Source organism: uncultured Bacteroides sp. (assembly GCF_902491285.1).
Classification (GTDB): Bacteria; Bacteroidota; Bacteroidia; order Bacteroidales; family Bacteroidaceae; genus Bacteroides.
This window is the reverse complement of the sequence record NZ_CABUHK010000087.1, coordinates 1-21635: the sequence shown is the minus strand read 5'-3', so window position 1 is coordinate 21635 and position 21635 is coordinate 1. Positions and strand designations below refer to the sequence as shown.

At 44.7% G+C, this 21635-nt stretch carries 12 protein-coding genes and 1 pseudogene; 12 read left to right on the top strand and 1 reads right to left on the bottom strand.

Features of this window, described 5'->3' with window-relative positions:
- Positions 1–369: 369 nt before the first annotated feature.
- On the bottom strand, positions 370–534 hold the full coding sequence (locus tag RDN93_RS18330) for a transposase (protein WP_308746830.1): 165 nt from the start codon (positions 532–534) through the stop codon (positions 370–372).
- Between the two features lie 507 nt (positions 535–1041).
- On the opposite strand from RDN93_RS18330, the gene RDN93_RS18325 reads away from it, so the two are divergent.
- From RDN93_RS18325 to RDN93_RS18270, 12 genes and pseudogenes are all read left to right on the top strand, one after another.
- On the top strand, positions 1042–4311 hold the full coding sequence (locus RDN93_RS18325) for a SusC/RagA family TonB-linked outer membrane protein (protein ID WP_308746829.1): 3270 nt from the start codon (positions 1042–1044) through the stop codon (positions 4309–4311).
- A 34-nt stretch (positions 4312–4345) separates the two neighbouring features.
- A complete protein-coding gene (locus tag RDN93_RS18320; RefSeq protein WP_308746828.1) occupies positions 4346–6070 on the top strand; it encodes a RagB/SusD family nutrient uptake outer membrane protein in 1725 nt (574 codons plus the stop codon).
- A gap of 13 nt (positions 6071–6083) precedes the next feature.
- On the top strand, positions 6084–7763 hold the full coding sequence (locus tag RDN93_RS18315; protein ID WP_308746827.1) for a SusF/SusE family outer membrane protein: 1680 nt from the start codon (positions 6084–6086) through the stop codon (positions 7761–7763).
- A gap of 6 nt (positions 7764–7769) precedes the next feature.
- Positions 7770–7976 carry a hypothetical protein gene (locus RDN93_RS18310; RefSeq protein WP_308746826.1) on the top strand — a complete coding sequence of 69 codons (207 nt, stop codon included), beginning with the start codon at positions 7770–7772 and terminating at the stop codon, positions 7974–7976.
- 90 nt (positions 7977–8066) lie between these two features.
- Positions 8067–9482 carry a glucan 1,6-alpha-isomaltosidase gene (locus RDN93_RS18305; RefSeq protein WP_308746825.1) on the top strand — a complete coding sequence of 472 codons (1416 nt, stop codon included), beginning with the start codon at positions 8067–8069 and terminating at the stop codon, positions 9480–9482.
- 102 nt (positions 9483–9584) lie between these two features.
- The gene (locus RDN93_RS18300) at positions 9585–11339 is read left to right on the top strand and encodes a DUF4091 domain-containing protein (RefSeq protein ID WP_308746824.1); all 1755 of its coding nucleotides are present in this window, start codon (positions 9585–9587) and stop codon (positions 11337–11339) included.
- A 35-nt stretch (positions 11340–11374) separates the two neighbouring features.
- A complete protein-coding gene (locus RDN93_RS18295) occupies positions 11375–13336 on the top strand; it encodes a glycoside hydrolase family 97 protein (RefSeq protein ID WP_308746823.1) in 1962 nt (653 codons plus the stop codon).
- A gap of 8 nt (positions 13337–13344) precedes the next feature.
- Positions 13345–14124 carry an alpha/beta hydrolase gene (locus RDN93_RS18290; protein ID WP_308746822.1) on the top strand — a complete coding sequence of 260 codons (780 nt, stop codon included), beginning with the start codon at positions 13345–13347 and terminating at the stop codon, positions 14122–14124.
- A 48-nt stretch (positions 14125–14172) separates the two neighbouring features.
- Entirely contained in the window at positions 14173–14772 is a 600-nt protein-coding gene (locus RDN93_RS18285; RefSeq protein ID WP_308746821.1) for a sigma-70 family RNA polymerase sigma factor, read from the top strand.
- Complete coding sequence (locus RDN93_RS18280; RefSeq protein WP_308746820.1) at positions 14769–15782, top strand: FecR domain-containing protein; 1014 nt, start codon at positions 14769–14771, stop codon at positions 15780–15782. Before RDN93_RS18285 ends, RDN93_RS18280 begins: the two co-directional genes overlap by 4 nt.
- 23 nt (positions 15783–15805) lie before the next feature.
- Positions 15806–16816, top strand: a pseudogene (locus tag RDN93_RS18275) (glycoside hydrolase family 43 protein); the annotation flags it as partial.
- Between the two features lie 2401 nt (positions 16817–19217).
- Positions 19218–21635, top strand: a 2418-nt coding sequence (locus RDN93_RS18270) for a glycoside hydrolase family 3 N-terminal domain-containing protein (protein ID WP_308746819.1), incomplete at its 3' end; no start/stop codon positions are given.

The window sequence follows — 21635 nt, the reverse complement described above, 5'->3', positions numbered from 1 at the left end:
AACTAAATTTCAAATATTTCAAAGAACTCTTTTAGATTTTAATGGGACAGCAATGATTTGGCTCCTGTTTAAATTTTCCTCAATATAATCTTAATAGATGCCAATTTGACCATTTTCTCTGCAGAATCAAATGTTAGTTCATAATTTGGGTAGAGTCTTCTATTGTACTCCATCCACGAGAATGTCCTTTCCACAATCCATATCTTTTGAATAGGTCTGAATCCTTGTTCCTTATATGCGCTGATTACTACTTGAATAACATATCCGAAGCTCTTTCTTATGTTATCAATTAGTTCCCTTCCCTATATCCTCTATCGGCAAGTATACCTTTATCCCAGAGCACGTTTCTTTAAGAATTCTCATCAGCAGCTAAGCAACTTTACTGTCATGTACATAAGCTATGGTAACCATAACGCCAATAAGAAAACCATTCTTATCTACTATGACATGGCGTTTTATACCTTTTATCTTTTTATTTCCATCAACACTATTCAAGAAAGCATTGTTTCCCCATTTGACACTTTGATTATCCATGATGTCTACATTTGGCTCCCTGTTTTGACCTCGTTTCACACGTACATGTCCCCGTAATTTTTTTATAACAGGTCTAAGTCAAACTGAGCAGCCCATTTGTGATAGAAGTAATAAACCTACTGTCACTTAGGGAAGTCAAGAGTAAGCATACGCCATTGGCAACCGATCTTCACTAAATAAAAAATGGCATTCCAAATCATTCGTAAAATCATATTTCCGCTTTCTTGCAGGTTCAACACTTTTGTTATATATTGTCACTCGGTTTCCGTTAAATTAGTCTGATACATCTTTTTCTAGTTTAGTCACTTCAAAGAAACTATCCGACTGATACGGAAACTTAGTTAGAAAAAGATTTCAGCCATTTTTTTACAGGCTCTTAAAAATTTTATTTTAAAGAAAAAATGTGTTTGAACTGTGGGTTGTCGCTTTAATTTTGTCTTTTATATGAATTCGCGAAATCAACTATTTAATTTTTTATTAATTCAATTTACTAAGAACCTTTAATACATGAAAAGACGAAGTCATTTAAATGTAGTGCTTCCCCGTTGGTTATTCTTGTTGTTTGGAATGGTATGGGTATTTGCGGTGTCAGCACAAGATGCTAAAATAAGCATCAACGTCAACAAACAGCCCTTGGCTCAGGTCTTGTCAGAACTTGAGCGTCAGACGAATTATAAATTTTTCTATAGCAATGAATTGGTTGCCGGGGTAGCCTTGGTTACTATTAAGGTAGCCAATAAGCCATTGTCATCCGTGCTTCAGCGTATCTTGCCTGAACGAAACTTAACGTACAAAATTGAGGGACGTCACATCATTTTGTCAGGTACTGTCTCGAAAGTGACTGATGAAAACAAGAAGGAACTAAGTGCGCAAACAATTACTATAAGAGGTAGGGTCACTGACAGTGCTGGAGAGCCTCTTATTGGGGTGTCTGTCAAATCTGGAGCTACAGGCGTCATCACCGATATTGATGGTGGCTATTCTATTAATGTAACACAGGGTGCGCAGTTGTCATTTTCTTATATAGGATATGCTACTGTGACTCAAAAGGCTGTTGAGAGTAAGAATTTGGATATCATCATGACTGAAGATGTCAAGCTCCTTAATGAAGTGGTGGTAATCGGTTATGGCACTATGGACAAGAAAGAACTGACTTCGGCTATCAGCCATGTCAGCGAAAAAGACTTTCTTAATATTAGTTCATCAGATCCGGCACGCCTTATTCAAGGTAAGGTGTCGGGTGTCTCCATTGTCAATGTCAGTGCTGCCGACCCCAACGCAAGTTCTAACATTCAGGTTCGTGGTGTGGCGTCGCGTCAAGCGGGTCTGGGACCACTAATCGTTATCGACGGTGTGCCGGGAGGTAGCATGAACAATGTGAACCCTAATGATATTGCGTCGTTTGATGTGCTTAAAGACGGTGCAGCTTCAGCCATCTACGGTACACGCGGAGCCAATGGTGTTATCCTGATTACAACGAAGAAGGGGAGCAAGGACGGTGCTGTGCATACCACATATACCACTACATTGTCGTGGGATAAGATGAAGAACGAACTCGACATGATGGATGCCGATGATTACCGCAGGATACGTCTTGCTTGGGGAGACCTCGGAAATGATTTGGGCGGAAATTACGATTGGCTTGATGGTGTGAGCCAAACGGGCTTCGCCCATAAGCATACGCTTAGCCTTTCGGGAGGCAATGAACGTACCAATTATCGGGTAAGCGTTGATTATCGCGATGCTTCCGGCATCGACAGACGTTCTATGCGCGAGGAATATGGTGGACGTGCTTCTATCAATCATACCACCAAAGGTGGGCTGCTCAATTTCACGGCCAATTTGGCCCCGCGCATCATCTATTCCGACCTTGCCGATTGGGGTGTTTTCTCCAATGCTATTGAAGTGAATCCTACCACACCACTGATGGATCTGCGTAATCCTGCGAGATATTATAACTTTAAAGGACAGACGGCTACATACAACCCTGTAGAACGTCAGGAACTTGAGAAAAAGCATTGTGACACTAAGTTGCTCGATTGGGATGCAACAGCACGCCTCAACTTGTTACCGCTTTTGGCCAAGTCGAAAGAGTGTCCTGTGATGCTCAACACGCAGATTACATTTGCCGACCGGCAGTATGTGTATGATAATTCCGAGTTCATTCCCTCAACAAGTACTACGGCTATCAATAGCGGATTTGATGGAAGCGCCAAGCGTGTGTCCGATACAGATAGGCAGTATATGACAGAATGGATCACTAATCTTTCTGCAAAATTCGGACAACACAATGTAAAACTGATGGGCGGTTACAGTTATACCTATTCTCACCAGTCCGGGCATTCGGCCGAGAACCGCAACTTTCCTAATGATGGTCTCGGATCGGACAATCTCGGGTCGGGCGATTATGCCAAAGACGAAGGTGTGCTGGGTATGGACAGTTATCGCAAAGATAGCAAACTTATAGCATATTTCGGTCGGGTAAGCTACGATTGGGACGGTCGCTATCTCGTCACGGCATCCATACGTCATGAGGGTTCGTCTAAGTTTGGTTCCAATCATAAATGGGGTAACTTCCCGGCTGTGTCGGCAGGCTGGCGTGTAAGTCAGGAGAAGTTTATGGAATCTACCCAAGGATGGCTCGACGATTTGAAGATACGTGGTGATTATGGTGAGACCGGTAATCAGGATTTTGACAGCTACCAGTCGATACCTGCAATGAAGGGCTGGGGCGATTATTTCATTAACGGTAAGTTTATGCAGGTGTGGGGCTCGGAGAGTAATGTCAACCCTGATTTACATTGGGAAAAAGCTAAAAACTGGAACATCGGCGTTGACTTCTCAATGTTTAAGGGACGCATTGCCGGTTCTTTCAACTATTTCAATCGCCGTTCCAATGACCTTTTAGGTACATATACCGTGTCTATCCCACCTTATCTTCACGAGACAACTGTGGTCAATGTGGGGAGTATGTCGAATCAAGGATTCGAGTTCGAACTTAGTTTCATTCCTGTGCAGACACGTAATTTTACGTATAATTTTAATGTCGTAGGCTCGACTATAAAAAATAAGTTCATCAACTTTTCCAATTCACAGTATGTGGGGCAGGACTATTACTATGAATGTTGGACGGAAGCTCCTTATGCTGGCTATACTCTTCAGCGCATAGAGGTGGGACAGCCGGTTGGCAACTTTTATATGTTGCGTTATGCCGGTATCAACGAAAAAGGTGAATGGATGGTTTATGATAAGGAAGGCGACATCATTGAACTCGGTCTTGCTGATGAAAACGACCGGGCTATTGTAGGTAACGGTCTGCCGAAGTTCAATTTGTCTACTACTCACACTTTTCGCTATCGCAACTTTGACTTGTCGCTTTTCTTCCGGGGAGCATTCGGATTTGACTTGTTCAATATCCATGATTTCTATTATGGAACTCGTAAATTCAATGGCAATCTACTTAAAAAGGCGTATGGAAAGAATTTTGACATCAATCCCACGTCACCTCATGCCGCTACCGATTATTTTTTGGAGCGTGGCGACTACTTCAAGCTCGAACAGCTCACTTTGGGCTATACGCTTAAAACACCTCATTGGCGCTTCATGGATGGCCTGCGCATCTACGGTTCAATGAACAATGTGTTCACACTCACTAGGTTTTCCGGTGTCGATCCGTCGACCTACAATGTAAATGGCCTTACACCAGGGGCTATCGGCAGCCGGGGATATTATCCATCTTCCAGACAATTCATTCTGGGAATGCAAGTTGATTTTTAACTCTCTATCTTAATAAATAAGTACCCGAGAAAATATGAAATTAATAAACTATATATTAGCAGTTGTGTTTATTGGAAGCGTTCTCGCTGGATGCAATAATCTGGATGAGACACTTTACAGTTCCATCGGTTCTAATAATTATTACAATACCCGAGACGATGTGTTGCGTGCTGCCTATCGTCCTTTTGAGCATGCTTTCTGGAGTATCAGCAGCCGTCATGTGCTTAACGAACTTAGTGCCGATCAGATTATTACACCCGTGCGTGACGGATGGTGGGACGATGGAGGTGTGTGGCGTTTGTATCATTACCATCAGTGGACCGATGCTCGCGGTGCCGATGATTCAATCATATATGAATGGTCGGGATGTTTTCAAGGTATCGGTCAATGTAACTTTGTGATTGAAGAACTCTCACAACTCAATCCGGCAAAATTTGGTTTCACACAAGTGGACTTTGATAATCTTATAGCCCAGTGTCGTGTATTGCGTGCATGGTTCTATATACGCCTGCTCGATGCTTTCCGCAATGTGCCCTACGTTGTAAGCTTTAACGACCAGTCGAAAAATACTGAGACCCAGGTGGAGCCTTGGAAGATTTTTAAACTGATTGAAGATGAACTGAAGGAGTGTATAGACTTGGTATATGAGAAGGGACCGTCAGTCAGTGCCGGTCAGTGGACGCGTGGTGCTGTTGTCTCCTTACTGGTGCGTCTGTATCTTAATGCCAAAGTATATATTGGCGAAGACCGTTATAGCGACTGCGAGCGATATGCCCAGGATTTAGTTGACGGAAAATATGGCGCTTATGAAATAGCCGACCGTTGGGATGCAGCTTTCGATTGGGACAACGATCAATGTGATGAAATGATTTTCGGTTTCCCCGCAGCGGCAGGCTATACCTCATGGCATTATGAAAATAATACTTTTTGGAATACCGTGCCTGCGAATTCGGAGGTCTATTTTGGCGACCGTAAATGTAAGAAAGGTGCCCACAACTGCCACTTTGCAGCTTCGCCGAGCTACGACCTGAACGGCAAGCTCTATGATTATGAATTGGGTATGCCTGTAGAGAAATTCCGTAAGTATCCGGGCGACGAACGCATGAAAATGTATCGTAACTTAGGAAACGGACGTCGTGAAGGTATGTTCTTATATGGCTACATCGAGTACAAAGGGGATGATGGCAAAATGCATCAGATGATTGCTCCTGAAAAGCCATACAAATTGTATATACGCGATGCCGTGGGTGTTTTCCACGACCTTGCACCCGACAGTTGGCCAAGAAATAAGGAAAGTACGCTTTCAAGCGGTGACCACAACTCAGGATATCATTTTGTGAAATATCCTTTCTATGCCGATGATGATCCGCATCAGCTTGAGAGTGACTATGCCGAAATACGTTTGCCCGAAGTGATCTACTCTTTGGCCGAGTGCAAACTGCGTCGCGGTGCCGTTGATGATGCAGCCGAACTGCTCAATAGCGTACGTCGCCGCAACTATCCAAGTGAACAGCTCAAAGAGGTACTTTATGCTCCCGAGGGTAAAGTGCAGCTTAACATGAACGAGATGCTTGATGAATGGGGACGTGAGTTTTTTGCCGAAGGTCGTCGTCGCATTGACCTGATACGTTTCGGCAAGTTCTCAACTGGTCGCTGGTGGGACAAAATACCCGATGCGGACAATCATTGCCAAATTTTTCCGCTGATACGGCAGACACTTGATACTAATTCTAAACTGGTTCAGAATCCCGGTTATTAAAATCGTTCAGAATATGAAAATAAAACTCAATAACATACTTACGGCATTCTTACTGGTGTGTCTGTGCTGCACCGTCGGTTGCCACGATGAAAAAGAACTTGTCAATTTGGGTAATGACATTCCTACAAAACTTCAAAAACTGTATATGGTAGGATCTGCCAGTCCCGACAACTGGGATATTGAGCACCCTACACCGCTGACAAAGTCAGACGACGATCCCTATATCTGGATATATGCCGGTCCTCTTATTGAAGGAGAATTTAAACTTTGTGTGAAAACCGGAACTTGGGAACAGCCCATGTTTCACTCCATGACATTTTTAGAAGAGATTGGTGAAACACCGATTGTCGACAAACCCTTCCAGCCGGCTCGTCAGGGTGGTGATGATGAAAAATGGCTGGTGGTCAAACCTGGCATTTATACGCTCCGTTTCAATCTGCGAGCACGCACTTATAGCAGCGTGTATGAGGGTGAGATAGGCTCGGAGGTGACGCCTATCGAGACTTCTAATGTGTACCTGTTGGGAACGGCAAGTCCGACCGAATGGAATTTGTCGGGTGCTGAACCTATGGAACGTTCGGATAACGATTCTTACGTTTTCAGCTGGACAGGCGATCTTTATACCGGATCGTTGCGGTTTGCTATTTCGACTACCAATTGGGAAGCCCCTATGATACGTCCTTTCTCCGACAACGAATCTATCGGTAAGGAGCCGATTGAGAACGGTAGGTTTGTATATCGCAATGGTGATCCCGATACGAACTGGAATGTGACTAATAACGGAAACTATACCATTACTCTCAATTTACATGATTGGACTATCAGTACTGTATTCAATTATGAGATAGAGAACAAACCTATTCAGGCAGATGGCGTGTATATTTTTGGCGATCCGGTGAAGTATCTTGACTATAAAGCTTCAATGATACGTTCAGAGGAAAATGAAAACATATTTACCTGGCGCGGATGGTTAGGTTGGGGATGGATGCAACTCAGCTTGGCAGAAAACGATTGGGATCATCTGCTTCACCCGCTTGTCGACAAATCTCCTGTCGGCAAAGAACCCATAATTGACCAGAACTTCAATTATCCTTATGGAGAATATAATGATTGGAACGTAGAGACTCAAGGTATCTATACATTAACCATTGATTTGTCTAAACGCACATTTAGCGCTGTGTTGGAGGAGGAGTGCGATGAACGTCCCGAAGAGATTGAAACGGAAGGCATGTACATCTTCGGAAGTCCGGTGGAATATCTTGGAAGTAAAACTTCAATGATACGCTCTCTGGAAAATAAAAACATTTTCACTTGGCGCGGATGGTTAGATTGGGGATGGATGCAACTCAGCTTGGCAGAAAACGACTGGGATCATCTTCTTCACCCGCTTGTCGACAAATCGCCTATCGGCAAAGAACCGGTGGCTGACCAAAAATTCAATTACCCCAGTGGAGAATATAATGATTGGAATGTAGAGACTCAAGGCGTTTATACGCTGACTGTCGATTTGTCTAAACGTACGTTCAGCGCTGCGCTGGAGGTGGAATGTGCCGAACCGCCGATTGAAACGGAAGGTGTGTATATTTTAGGTGATCCGGTAAAAGAGTTAGGATCGAAAGCGGCGATGAGTCGCTCCTCGGAAAATAGCAGTGTCTTCACTTGGCGCGGATGGTTAACTTGGGGATGGATGTAGCTTAGCTTGTCCGAAAACGACTGGGATCATCTTCTTCATCCGCTTGTTGATGCATCGCCTATCGGCAAAGACCCGATAATTGATCAAAATTTCAATTATCCTTATGGAAGTTACAGCAATTGGAACGTGAATGACGAGGGAATCTATACACTTACCGTTGACCTTGCCAAACGCACATTCAGTGCAGTGTGGGAAAGTGATAGCAGGAACTGATTCTCATTTATAGTGAAATAAACATTTTATACGGACGAGATAATGAAAAAGATAAATAAATATATTATAGCATGTTCAACGCTAATATCAATGTTGACAACATTATATGGTTGCAGTGATAACAACTACTATGACATGAAGCCACCGACGCGTGCGCGCTATACTCCGCTTCCACCGGGGTTGCCGGATGTGGGAGATATCCATACTCATAAGGCGCCGTTGTATTGGTCTACCTATGAGTTTATGAAAATGTCGGAATGGGCAGGCAAAGAGCATGATGATTGCGTCTTCACGCTCGACCAATGGATTGAGGTGCTTGATTGGGTGAAAGAAGAGCTGTTGCCTTATGGCTACGACATGGTGTGCACCGATGGTTCGGGCTCTTTCAGAGCACTTGACGGTTCCCCTTATATGACACATCAGACATCGGTTGCTTTTAAAGATTTGGTAAAGGAGGCTCATGATAGAGGGTTGCGTGTGGGGATATACGACAATCCCATGTGGATACATTGTGATGACAACATATTGATTCCAGGTACTGATATTCCCGTCGGTACACTGCGATATAATCCGGAGACTGACTATGCAGAAACTACTAAACCCGATAAGCCCGGTCCGTCGGACGAACCTTTGGCGGTTATCACTCATCCTGGTGGTAAAGAGTGGATTGATGGCTTTTTCAAATACTATCATGATTTGGGAGTGGACATGATTCGCATGGATTTTTTAAGTCTGTATGAAGAGGGATGGTCACGTACTGACCGTATATTCTACGGTCCAGGTTTTGGACGTGTCAATTATGCTTGGTTTTTGGCTTATTGTGCTGAGGCTGCAAAAAAATACAATATCTTTCTATCATTGGTAATGCCGAATATGTATAATGATGCCGAGCTTGAAGGTCGTTATGGACACATGGCGCGAGTGGTCGACGACACTTATACTGGTGGGTGGTATTTTACATCGTCTTGTTGGCAAGGTAGTGTTTGGGATAATTGGCCTCATTGTAAAAATCAATTTGACGGATTTACATACTGGCATCGTGCCATGAGCCGCAGCAAACTTATTCCTGATGGCGATTTTACGCGCCTTAACACCTATGCTACTGATGCCGAGAAGGAATCTACCATCTCAATTCAGTTGCTTGCCGGCGGACCTATTGCTGTGAGCGATCAACCATCGACTATCGGTGACAATCTGCATTTTTATACTAATGAAGAGATGTTGGCACTTAACAAGGACCGTTTTCGCGGTCAACCTTTGGATTGCACAGTCAACAGTGTCGGTAGTAATATATGGTATGGTACTATGAGCAATGGTGACCATATTGTAGGTTTTTTCAATCGTGATGATGAGCCGCAAAGTTTTAATCTTGTTTTGTCACAAATTGGTTTTGAAGGAGAATATCATGTGCGGGATCTATGGCGTCACATTGACGAAGGCATTGCTTCCGAACTTCATCCTGTTGTGCCTGCTCATGGATGCAAAGTTGTGAAACTTGCAAAATAAATATTCGGAAGGTGGCATCAAGAGATTACGAAATGTTGATGCCGCCTTCCTTTAGTTTTCGATAGGGTATATATAAATACTGTTTCTCTAAAAAATATAGTAATGATTAAATATCTGTTTATAATAGCTGCGTTTTCGGTTACATTGAATGTCAACGGAACAACTGTTATGCCATCATATACTGAGCCGGTCGACACAGCCAAGGTTGATGTTTCGGGCTGGCAGCTGAGCGGTAAGCCTCTCACACTGACGTGGGTGTCGAAAGATTTTCATTACCGCCAATTTGCAACACCGCCTACCTGTATGTCGGCAGATACTACCGTCACAGCATGGCGAGGCGAGCGTTTAGGAGTAGAGGCGTTAATCGTGTGCCGTGAAGAAACCGGTCCGATGCGTGTCAGTCTGTCGGATTTCATTGATGCCCGTGGACGTAAGGTAGCTATGCCGGGTTCGTCAGCCATGTTTATGCGCTATGTGCTGGCTGATGATGTCCGTGATTGCTCATATCAATCAAAAGAAACACCGGTTTTCACTTTGCCTGATATGATTGACTTGCCGGGTACATCCGTTGCAATCCCTGCCAAAAGTGTGCGTCCTATATGGTGTACCGTTGAGGTTCCGCGCAGTCTCACTCCCGGCAGATATGTTGCTACGCTTTCGCTTGAGTCGGAAAAAGGAGACAGACCTGTTGAGAAAATCAAACTTAACATAGATGTGCTCGACCGTACGCTGCCCAAGCCAAAGGATTATGCATTTTATCTTGATTTGTGGCAACAGCCGTATGCCATATCTCGCTATTATGGTGTTAAACCATGGAGTGACCGGCATATCGAATTGCTCAAACCTTATGCCGAGTATATGGCACGGGGCGGTCAGAAAACGGTGACTACTGTGCTGTTCTATGAACCGTGGGGCGAGCAGAGCAATGACAAATTCGAGCCGATGGTAGAAACACTGCGCAATCCCGACGGCTCATGGAGCTTTGACTATACCATCTTCGACAAGTATGTCGAATTTATGGCCGATAACGGTATAGACCGACATATCGAATGTTTCACCATGATACCGTGGGAAATGAAATTTCGATATTTTGATAAGGCTTCCAGTGAATATCGTTTTCTTGATGCACCCTCGTCGTCTTCCCAATACAAGGAGTTGTGGATGGCAACACTGAAATCGTTAGAAAAACATCTCAAGGCAAAAGGGTGGTTTGAGAAATCAATTATATTCATGGATGAGCGGGGGGCTGACCAGATGCGTGATGCGGTGGCTGTGCTTCGTGAGGTTACGCCCGATTTCAAGATGGGGCTTGCGGGAGAGTATCATGAGGAGTTGGTTGACGAATTGTATAATTATACCCTTGGCAACCGTTGTTTCTTTTCTGCTTCAGAGCTTGAACGTCGTCGTCAGAAAGGGCTGGTTACTCTTATGTACACCTGCTGCACAACCCCCGAGCCAAGTCAGTTTACAAGCAATTCGCCGGCAGATGGGGCATATATTCCTGTTTATTGCACGGCGACGGGGTTTGACGGTTATTTACATTGGTCTTTCCAGAATTGGAACAATAATCCGATGGTTGATACGCGTTTCTTCAAGTTCGGTTCTGGCGATACGTTCTTCATCTATCCTGACGGACGTTCATCGGTTCGCTATGAACGTTTGGTCGAAGGAATTCAGCTTAGTGAAAAAATACGTTTGCTCCGTCAGGAAATGACGGCTGCTGATGATATTCGCGGGCTTTTGCGTCTTGAAGAGGCGCTTATACCTTTGCGTAGCGGTGCTTTTTCGGCTTGGTGTCCCACTTCGACTGTCGTTAACGAATTAACAGAAAGGGTTGCGGCTCTTTCTCGTGAATAATCTATTTTTATCATTCAAATTTGTAACTTTATTCAATGAAAAAAGCTTGTTTTCTATTAGCCTTATTGACAGTCTGTCTGTCGGGCTTCTCACGTGAATATGTCCTGTTATCACCCGACGGAGCACTACGAGTGGTCATAAGTGATGAACTGGAATACACGGTCAGCTATGGTGGGAAAAAAATATATACGGGCGTAACCGCGTTAACTCTTGACAATGGTAAGACTCTTGCCAAGGCACGTTCACCCAAATTGAAGAGTGTTGATACATTGGTGTCGTCGCCGTTTTATCGCAATACGTCGGTTGCTGATAAATATAATGGCATGACACTATATGTCGATAAGGACTGGACTGTAGAGTTCAGAGCCTATGATGACGGCATTGCCTACCACTGGGTATATGGTGGACGTAAGTCTGTCAATATCGTCGATGAAACAGTCAGATATACTTTTGCCGAAGATTTCGATACTTTCACACCTTATGTGCGCGATTATTGGGATGGTGATTTCGAAAAGCAGTTTCACAATTCGTTTGAGAGTATCTATCAGGAATTACCCATATCACATTTGTCAGACACTCATTTGGCCTTCCTGCCGGTAGCTGTTGATGCTCGTGATGTGAAAATGCTGATTACCGAAAGTGATATTGCCGGCTATCCCGGACTTTATCTTCTCCATGATAAAGGTACAACGATCAAAGGTGTACATCCCCGTTGTCCTAAAAGCGAACATGCTGGAGGTTATCTTGGAATGCAATCTGTTGTGAGCGAGCGTGAAGATTATATTGCTGCCATAACAGGTGCACGTGGATTACCTTGGCGAATGGCTATTATCAGTCCTGATGATAAAGGACTGGCTGCAAGTCAGCTGACCTATCTTCTTGCATCGCCTTCCCGGATTGTTGACATTTCGTGGATTAAACCGGGTAAAGCTGCCTGGGACTGGTGGAACTCATGGGATTTGACCGGTGTTGACTTCGAGGCTGGTGTAAATCAGAATACATATAAATATTACATTGATTTTGCTGCGAAAAATGGCATTGAATATGTCATATTGGACGATGGTTGGAGTGTACCCAACTGTGGTGATCTTTTTAGCGTCGTTCCGGAACTCGACTTGCCCGAACTTATCAGGTATGCCGAAGGCAAGGGGGTGGGCATTATTCTTTGGGCTATGTATCTGCCCTTTGAAAAAGATCTTGAAAAGGTGTGCCGGCATTATTCAAGAATGGGAGTCAAGGGCTTTAAAGTTGACTTTTTCGATCGCAATGATCAGAAAATGACTGCATTTTTGGATCATGCCGCCGAGGTAGCAGCACGCTATCATCTTATACTTGATTATCACGGTACTTACATGCCTGCAGGCATCAACCGGAAGTGGCCCAACGTTCTCAATACAGAGGGCGTGTCGGGACAGGAAGTGATGCGGGCAGTCACGCGTGAACGCGATCAGATGCGGTATGATGTCCTTATTCCTTTTATCCGTCAGGCAGGTGGTCCCATGGATTATACTCAAGGTGCCATGCGTAATTCTACCTATCAAGATTTTGTACCTGTCGAAAGACATGCCGGTAGTCAGGGTACTCGCTGCCACCAGCTTGCGCTTTATGCTATTTTCGATTCTCCTCTCAATATGTTATGTGACACACCGATAAATTATGAGCGTGAACAGGAATGTACGGACTATATCGCTGCCATTCCCACCGTATGGGATGAGACCGTTGTTCTTGATGGTGAATTGGGCGAATATATTGTCACTGCACGGCGTAAGGGTGATGACTGGTTTATAGGCGGAATTACTAATTGGACACCGCGCGACATTACAATCGATTTGTCGTTCTTACATGTGGAAGATTACGTGGGCGACTGGTATATTGATGGATGTAATGCTCATCGTAATGCTACCGATTATAAACGCGTGAAGGAAGACATCACGGCTAAAAAGACCATACATCTTGCTCCCGGTGGTGGTTTTGCTGTAAGAATCACTAAAAAATAATCTGTGATATGAGAATCTTTATTATACTATTGGTGACAGTTGCAAGCGCATTTAGTGCGTGGGGTTCAGTTCCTCGGGTGATTGATATAGACAGTTCGTTTATGAAAGTCTTTTTACCACCTGGAGATTTGTCTACGGGTAGAGCTATTGTGTGTTGTCCTGGCGGTGGCTATAGCGATGTGGCTATCGGTCACGAAGGCTACGACTGGGCTCCGTTTTTTAACAATCTTGGATTGACTTTCGTGGTTCTACAATATCATTTGCCTGCCGGTGATCTCACCAAACCGCTCGGTGATGTAGAGAAAGCTTTTAAAGTGCTTACTGATAGTGCAGCGGTGTGGGGCATTGACCCCGAACAGATAGGCGTGATGGGCTCATCAGCTGGAGGACATTTGGCTTCGGTTGTGGCAACACATCCAACTGCCGCGTGTCGTCCGTCATTCCAACTGCTGTTTTATCCCGTAGTGTCACTTGATAAATGTATAACTCATGCAGGTACTCGTAATGAGTTTTTAGGCTCTTGTGACAGTGATGAACTCGCAGCTGAATATTCGGCCGAGAATAAGGTGAAGGCAGACACTCCCCGCGCTTTTATCGTACATTGTGGTGATGACGATGTTGTACATCCTCAGAATTCTATACGTTATTATTCGGCTCTGCAACGCCATGGGGTACCTGCAACGTTGGTAATGTTTCCCGACGGACGCCATGGTTGGGGATATAGAGGTTGGTTCCCTCATCATGATGAGCTTCTCGGTTTGATAGTTGCATGGCTTAAATCATTTTAATGAGAGGACTTGTTATTCTACGGTAAGAACGAATTTGATGGCATAATAATGAGAGACGAAAAGTATGCACATAATGATAAATACTTATTATCGGCGCTTTGCAAAGGTGATCGTGAGGCTTTCGACTGTATTTTCCGTAAATATTATGTCGATGTGGTAATGTTTTGTGCCCGGTTTATGAATAGAATTGAGGACAGTGAGGATATCGCACAGTCTATATTTCTGCATATATGGGATATGCGTGAGGTATTGCCAGTCATAACTAACTTCAAATCATACTTGCTGAAGAGTGCTCAGAATATGTGTATCAATGAGTTGCATCGTCGTGAAAAAGAGCGTCGATATAGTTCGGAACAGCTCGTGAGGATACAGCCTTATGTCTTGGGCGAAGATATAAATAAGATGCTGTTTTACAGTGAACTGAAGAAACTCATAGCTTCAGCCGAAGCAAGTCTGGACAAAAAAGAATGGGATGTCTGGCGTCTGAGTCGGCATGAGGGACTTAAATATTCTGAAATTGCCGCCATTTTAGGCATATCAGTGCGTGCTGTAGAAGATCGCATGCAACGCGCCAAACGGCATTTTCTTAAAATATTAGACCAATATTGGGCTATTGCAACATTATTTCTAACTTTTTTACAGACATGAATAATACCCGGAAAAATGCAGAACTATCGTCACAAATGGATAGTCTGATTGAGAAGGTTCTTAGTGGAGATGCCAACATCTGCGAAGTTTCACTGGTTGAAGAGTGGATGGGGGCTGATGATGCTAACCGCCGTTTTTTTGAACAAAAACGTGCCATACACGAAGTGATTGATCCCCCGTTCGATGCTGCTGATGTTGATACGGAAAGAGCTCTTAGGCATGTACACTGGAAGATGAAGTTGCGCAATATCAGACGCATGTCATTGGCTAAAGTTGCGGTATTAGTGCTTCCTCTATGTGTAGCGGCTGTCTGGGCTGTGGTGGCCGGGACGGATACTGCTTCCGAGCATATGATATGTCTGACCACACCTTATGGTGCTAAGATCGAGTCGCAACTGCCTGATGGCTCTCGTGTATGGCTTAATTCTAATAGTAGGTTGGAATATCCGGCAGTGTTTGATGATGATAAGCGGCATGTGACGCTTGTTGGTGAAGGATATTTTGAGGTTCATGCCGATAAGGAGCATCCTTTTATAGTCACAGTTGGTGAAACAGATGTTCATGCTACCGGTACAGCATTTAATATTAATGCATATACGAACGATTCGGTGAATGTGATGCTTATTTCGGGACATGTTGATGTCATGACAGGCGGGGAAGATCGTGTTACGCTGTTGCCTAATGATAATCTGTGTATTAATAGTTCGGGAATCAGTATCACTCATCATGCCGATATTGAGAAATGTTGTGGTTGGAAAGACGGTCGGATATTGTTCGATAATGACAACCTGTCTACGGTATTGGCAAGATTGTCGCAGATTTATCCTGTCGACTTTGTTATCGCAGATTCTACACTCTTCAATACGCGTTATCATGCTACTTTTACCAGTGAAGGGCTTTATGATATACTGCATTTACTTGAAATCGCTATTCCGATGCGTTGTGTCCGTAGACAAGGCATTGATTCGAGTTCTCGCACTGTAATTGACGTATATTCTGCCCATAAATAATGGGGAACTAACTAAATAATTAAATGATGAAAAATACATTAATGATACTTTTTTTGTTTGTCGGATTGTTTATTTCCAATAGTGTCGCTTCTCGTGAGATTGTGCAGTATGCCCGGTGGCTTGACACATCCGGTAATCCGATCAATGCTCATGGTGGGGGGATTCTGTATCATGGTGGCAGATATTACTGGTATGGAGAATACAAGAATGGACCTACTTATTTACCCAAAGGATCGTGGGACGGTTATCGTACTGATGTGATCGGGGTGTCATGTTATTCTTCGCCCGATATGGTCGATTGGACATTTGAAGGGATAGTTATGAATGCCGTTTCTTGTGATTCTTCTCACGATTTACACCCAAGCAAAGTGCTGGAACGTCCGAAAGTTGTCCATAACGCCCGAACTGGTAAATACGTGATGTGGTTTCATGTCGACAGTGATGATTACAGTATGGCTGCGGCAGGTATTGCTGTGAGTGATTCGCCTACAGGGCCTTTTAAGTATCTTGGGGCATTGAGACCCAACAATGCGATGAGCCGGGATCAAACACTGTTTGTTGACGAAGACGGACGCGCTTATCAGTTTGCTTCGTCGGAAGACAACCGTACACTTTATATCAATGAACTTACCGATGATTACTTGCGTCCTACGGGGAGGTATACACGTAACTTTATTGATAAACTGCGTGAGGCCCCGGCTGTTTTCAGACATGGTTCAAAGTATTATATGCTTACGTCGGGTTGTACAGGTTGGAACCCTAATGAGGCGGAACTTGCAATGGCTGATTCCATTATGGGACCGTGGAAAATCATAGGCAATCCATGTACAGGTCCGGAGGCTGATAAGACATTTTATGCACAGAGTACTTATGTACAGCCAGTCTATGGGAAAAAAGACCTTTATATAGCCATGTTCGATCGTTGGAATAAAACTGATTTGGGTGATTCGCGTTATGTGTGGTTGCCGATTTCATTTGATAACGGTAAAGTCACTATACCTTGGCGTAAAAAATGGGATATTGACGAGTATGAAGACATTGTTTCGTATCCGTACGAAGACGTTATAGATATTTCCGGTGACGGTTGGCAGGCAGTCATTGATAAACGAGGTGGTTTTCTTAGAGCATATACACAGGGTGACACTGTGCCATTTCGTAACGACTCTTTGAGAGGACCTGCGTGGGAAGGAGTGGATATGATGCCGTCGGATATGGATTCACTTTCTTTTTACGGTCAGAAAGATGGTATTATGTATACGATGAAATATATACCGTATACCGACCATTTGGCAATAGAGTGTGGTATGGTGAATGCAACCGATACGGTTTTTGCTCCTGAGAGGGCAAGTCTTGTTATTGGCATTGATTCCGAGATGCATTCGTTTCCCCAGTGGAACGACCGATATTTTCCTACGCTATTGCGGTGCGAACGAGACTTCGCTTGGGGGTATTTTATGTCCCCCCTTGGAAGAATCGTGGCGGTAGGTGTCGAAGAACCGGTGGCATCATACTCTTTGAATTATATTTACCGTGATGTGAAAGAATGGGTGTGGGGACATCAGATTTTCACTGCAAGTTGGGACATGCTTCATTGCGGCCCGCTCCCGGCCAGACATCCCGTTGATGAGGATCGATTGCTTCCGGGCGAATATAAAAAATGGACAATGCATATCGGGAGCGTGGATAAGATTGATGAGGTCAAACCTGCTCTTGCACGTTGGTTGTCATCGCCATTAATAGAACTTGATAAATATACAGTTACAAATACTGAGCCTAATAGGATGTGGGTATATTCCGACCAACCTTTGGTCAGTATTGTCTGTACAGATGGAGATGGTCAGTCGCGAAAACTGAAATTCAAGTACGATACATCGGGAGTTTACAAAACAACACTTCCTGTTTTTCGTAAGCAAGGGCAGTATAAAATAGAAGCGGTCAATGCTTTGGGTAAGCAATCTGAAGGTATTTTTTATATTCGTGACGATTGGTCGCGTTATCTTTGTCAAGCACGTGATATGGTGTCCCGACACCCGCCTCTGATGGGAAACTCATGTGAAATGTTCTATGGATACTATCCTGCTTTTTTGGCATCACATCATTACCCCATGTTAAGTGATTCCATCCTTGAAAACCGTTTTGCCAAAGCTGTCAGCCTGCTTGTGGATACCGTAACCGGTTTTCCGGCGAGATGTGCCAATCCTGACAGGGTGCAGAATTTTTCATCGGTTATGGGGATATTGGTCGATCTTTATGAAGCTACAGGGCGTGAACATTATCTTACTATCGCATCACGTGTGGGGGACTATTTGGCTGGTGATAAAGTTCAAGCTGCCGATGGCTCTTATCGTTCGCATGGAATTCATTACACGGCCGTCATCTATCCTGCTAAATCAATGCTTGAACTTGCCGATGCTGAAAAGAACCGATTCGTTGTAACAGCCGATTCGGTTTGGCTTTCAAAGGCCATACGACATCGTACTTCTGCCATGAAAGCTATTGATGATTTGGCCGAACGACGAGACAACATAGAGACCGAGGGCGATATGACATTCGAAGACGGTATGATAAGTTGTTCGGCATTGCAGTTGGCTTTGGGGGCACTCTATTCAGATCATAAATCTACTCGCGAGAAGTATTTCAACGCAGCAGAATACATGCTTGAGCGGCACTGCTGTCTTGAGCAGAACCTCATACCCGATGCTCGTATGCGAGGTGCTACATTGCGTTATTGGGAGGCACTCGACATTTATTTTACTCCCAATCAAGCAATGAATTCACCTCATGGATGGACTGCCTGGAAAATATATGCTGTCTATTATATGTATCTGCTTACAGGTAATATGAAATACATGAGAGAACTTAATGATACTTTAGGGGCATGTGTGCAGCTGATGTCTCCCGACGGACATCTTCGTTGGGGATTCATTCCTGACCCGTATATCAATGGCCGTGTATGTATGCCAGCTTCCGGTGCTAAGGGTAATTTTGAATATACTGACTCAATTATCGGCGAGCAATACCTTGATATGATAAGTCCATGGATGCGTTCTGACGACGAGTATCGGTTGCACGATTTCGGTGAGACGGGCGGTGCCGGTGATCACACTGTTTACGAAATTTTTAAAGCCCTCGAAGAAACAGCAATATCCACAGCTTATATTCGGATTGATGACAATAATAAAATCACGGTTGTTAATTGTAAGGTTAAACTTAAAAGTAATAAATTACAGATTGAAACAGACAGGCACATTAAAAGGATACACATTCAAACCAATATTCCTCTTAAAGCTTCTCTGAACAATACTCATATGAGAGAGCTCTCGTCAGGTCCTAATCTGATTTTTGTTGCGTAAGTCTTAATTATGTTAATTTATACATTGATATTATCTCATTGAAACCATTGAAAAACTGACTGTAACCGGTAATAGAAAACTGATGAAACACTATATCAAATATCCGCTGCTATCATTCGTATTGTTTTTGTGCTCTTCTTCTGATGCGAGCGGACAAGCGTATCCTTATAAGAATGCCTTTCTGCCCGTTGGTGAAAGAGTGGAAGACCTGTTGCGCCGGATGACGCTCGAAGAGAAAATAGCCCAAATCCGCCATATACATTCCTGGAATATATTCGACGGACAGACGTTGGACGAAAAGAAGCTCTCCACCTTTGCCGGGAATATCGGTTGGGGATTTGTAGAAGGTTTCCCGTTGACTGGGGAGAATTGCAGCAAGAATATGCGGCTCGTTCAGAAGTATATGATAGAGCGCACCCGTTTGGGAATTCCTGTATTTACCGTAGCGGAGTCCCTGCATGGCTCCGCCCACGAAGGTTCCACTATATATCCTCAGAATATAGCGTTGGGAAGTACCTTCAATCCGACGCTGGCTTATCAGAAGGCAGCTTCTACGTCCCGTGACCTTCATGCGCAGGGGATGCGTCAGGTATTGGCTCCCTGCATTGATGTAGTCCGCGATTTGCGTTGGGGACGGGTGGAAGAATCCTATGGGGAAGACCCTTTCCTTTGCGGGGTATTCGCTTGTGCGGAGACAAGCGGTTATCTGGATAATGGCATTTCTCCGATGCTGAAGCATTTCGGCCCTCATGGCAATCCGTTGGGCGGGCTGAACCTCGCGTCCGTAGAATGTGGGGTGAGAGACTTGCACGATGTCTATCTGAAACCGTTTGAAATGGTAGTTACCCGGCTACCTGTCATGGCTGTGATGTCCACTTACAACTCCTGGAACCGTGTCCCCAACTCCGCTTCGCGCTATCTGCTGACCGATATTTTGCGGAAACAATGGGGCTTTAAAGGATATGTCTATTCCGACTGGGGCGCGATTGAGATGTTGCAGAACTTTCATCATACAGCCGGCAGCCCGGCAGAGTGCGCCATGCAGTCCATCAGTGCGGGACTGGATGTAGAGGCTTCCAGCGAATGTTATCCCTATCTGAAAGGGTTGGTTGAAAAGGGACAGATGGATATAAGCGTGATTGATGAGGCGGTGCGCCGGGTGCTTGCTGCCAAGTTTGCGGCAGGCTTGTTTGAAGACCCGTATGGAGAGAAGTTCGGCAAACAGGAAATGTATGATGCGGAAAGCGTCGCCTTGTCCCGCAAGATAGCGGATGAATCTACCGTATTGCTGAAAAACGAAAACGGATTATTGCCGTTGAATATCGACCGGATTCGTTCGATTGCAGTCATCGGGCCGAATGCCGCGCAGGTGCAGTTCGGTGATTACACATGGAGCCGGAACAATAAGGATGGCGTCACTCCGTTGGAAGGGATAAAGCGTCTGGTGAGTGACAAGGCTACCGTCCGTTATGCCCGTGGATGCAGTATGATGTCCAAAGATACTTCTGCTATTTCCGAAGCGGTGGAGATTGCTTCCCAAAGTGATGTCGCCCTGCTCTTCTGCGGCAGTTCCAGTGCATCGCTGGCGCGTGATTATAACCAGGTGAACTGTGGAGAAGGCTTTGACCTGCACGACCTTCAACTGACGGGAGCGCAGAGCGAGCTTATCCGTGCGGTCTATGAAACAGGAAAACCGGTAGTGTTGGTACTTGTGGCAGGAAAGCCCTTTTGCATCTCCTGGGAAAAAGAACATATTCCCGCCATTCTAGCACAATGGTATGCAGGAGAACAGGCGGGCAACTCCATAGCCGATATTCTTTTCGGGAAAGTGAATCCGTCGGGAAAACTGGCTTTCTCCTTTCCCCAGAGCGTAGGGCATCTGCCGGCTTATTACAACCATTTGCCTTCCGACAAAGGCTTTTATAAGAAGCCGGGCAGTTATGAAGCGCCCGGCAGGGATTACGTCTTCTCGTCTCCCGCATCTTTGTGGACGTTCGGACATGGGTTGAGTTATACCACTTTTTCTTTGGAGAAGATGACGGCCGCTTTGGAACATGATTCCATCCGCGTAAAGGCACAAATCCGGAATACAGGAAATAGAACAGGAAAAGAAGTTGTCCAGCTTTATGTGCGCGACTTGGTAAGTTCAGTTGTCACCCCCATAAAACAACTGCGCGCATTTATGAAAGTGGAATTGCAACCGGGGGAGAGCAAGGAAGTCGTTCTCAGTTTCCCGGTTGCCGAACTTTCCCTTACCTTGGAAGATGGTAGGAGACTGATAGAACCCGGTGCGTTTGAACTGCAATTGGGAACCGCTTCCGAGCGTATCTTGCTAAAGCAGACTATTCATATCGGAGCGGACGGACAGCTTGTCGGAGCAGACGGACAACCCGTTTCCGCCTCGGACAATCTTCCGGCATCTTCCATAACCAAATCCGCAGCAGCCGGAAAAGAGATAACCGTAAGCGGCACTGTCAGAGATGTGCAGGCTACATTGATA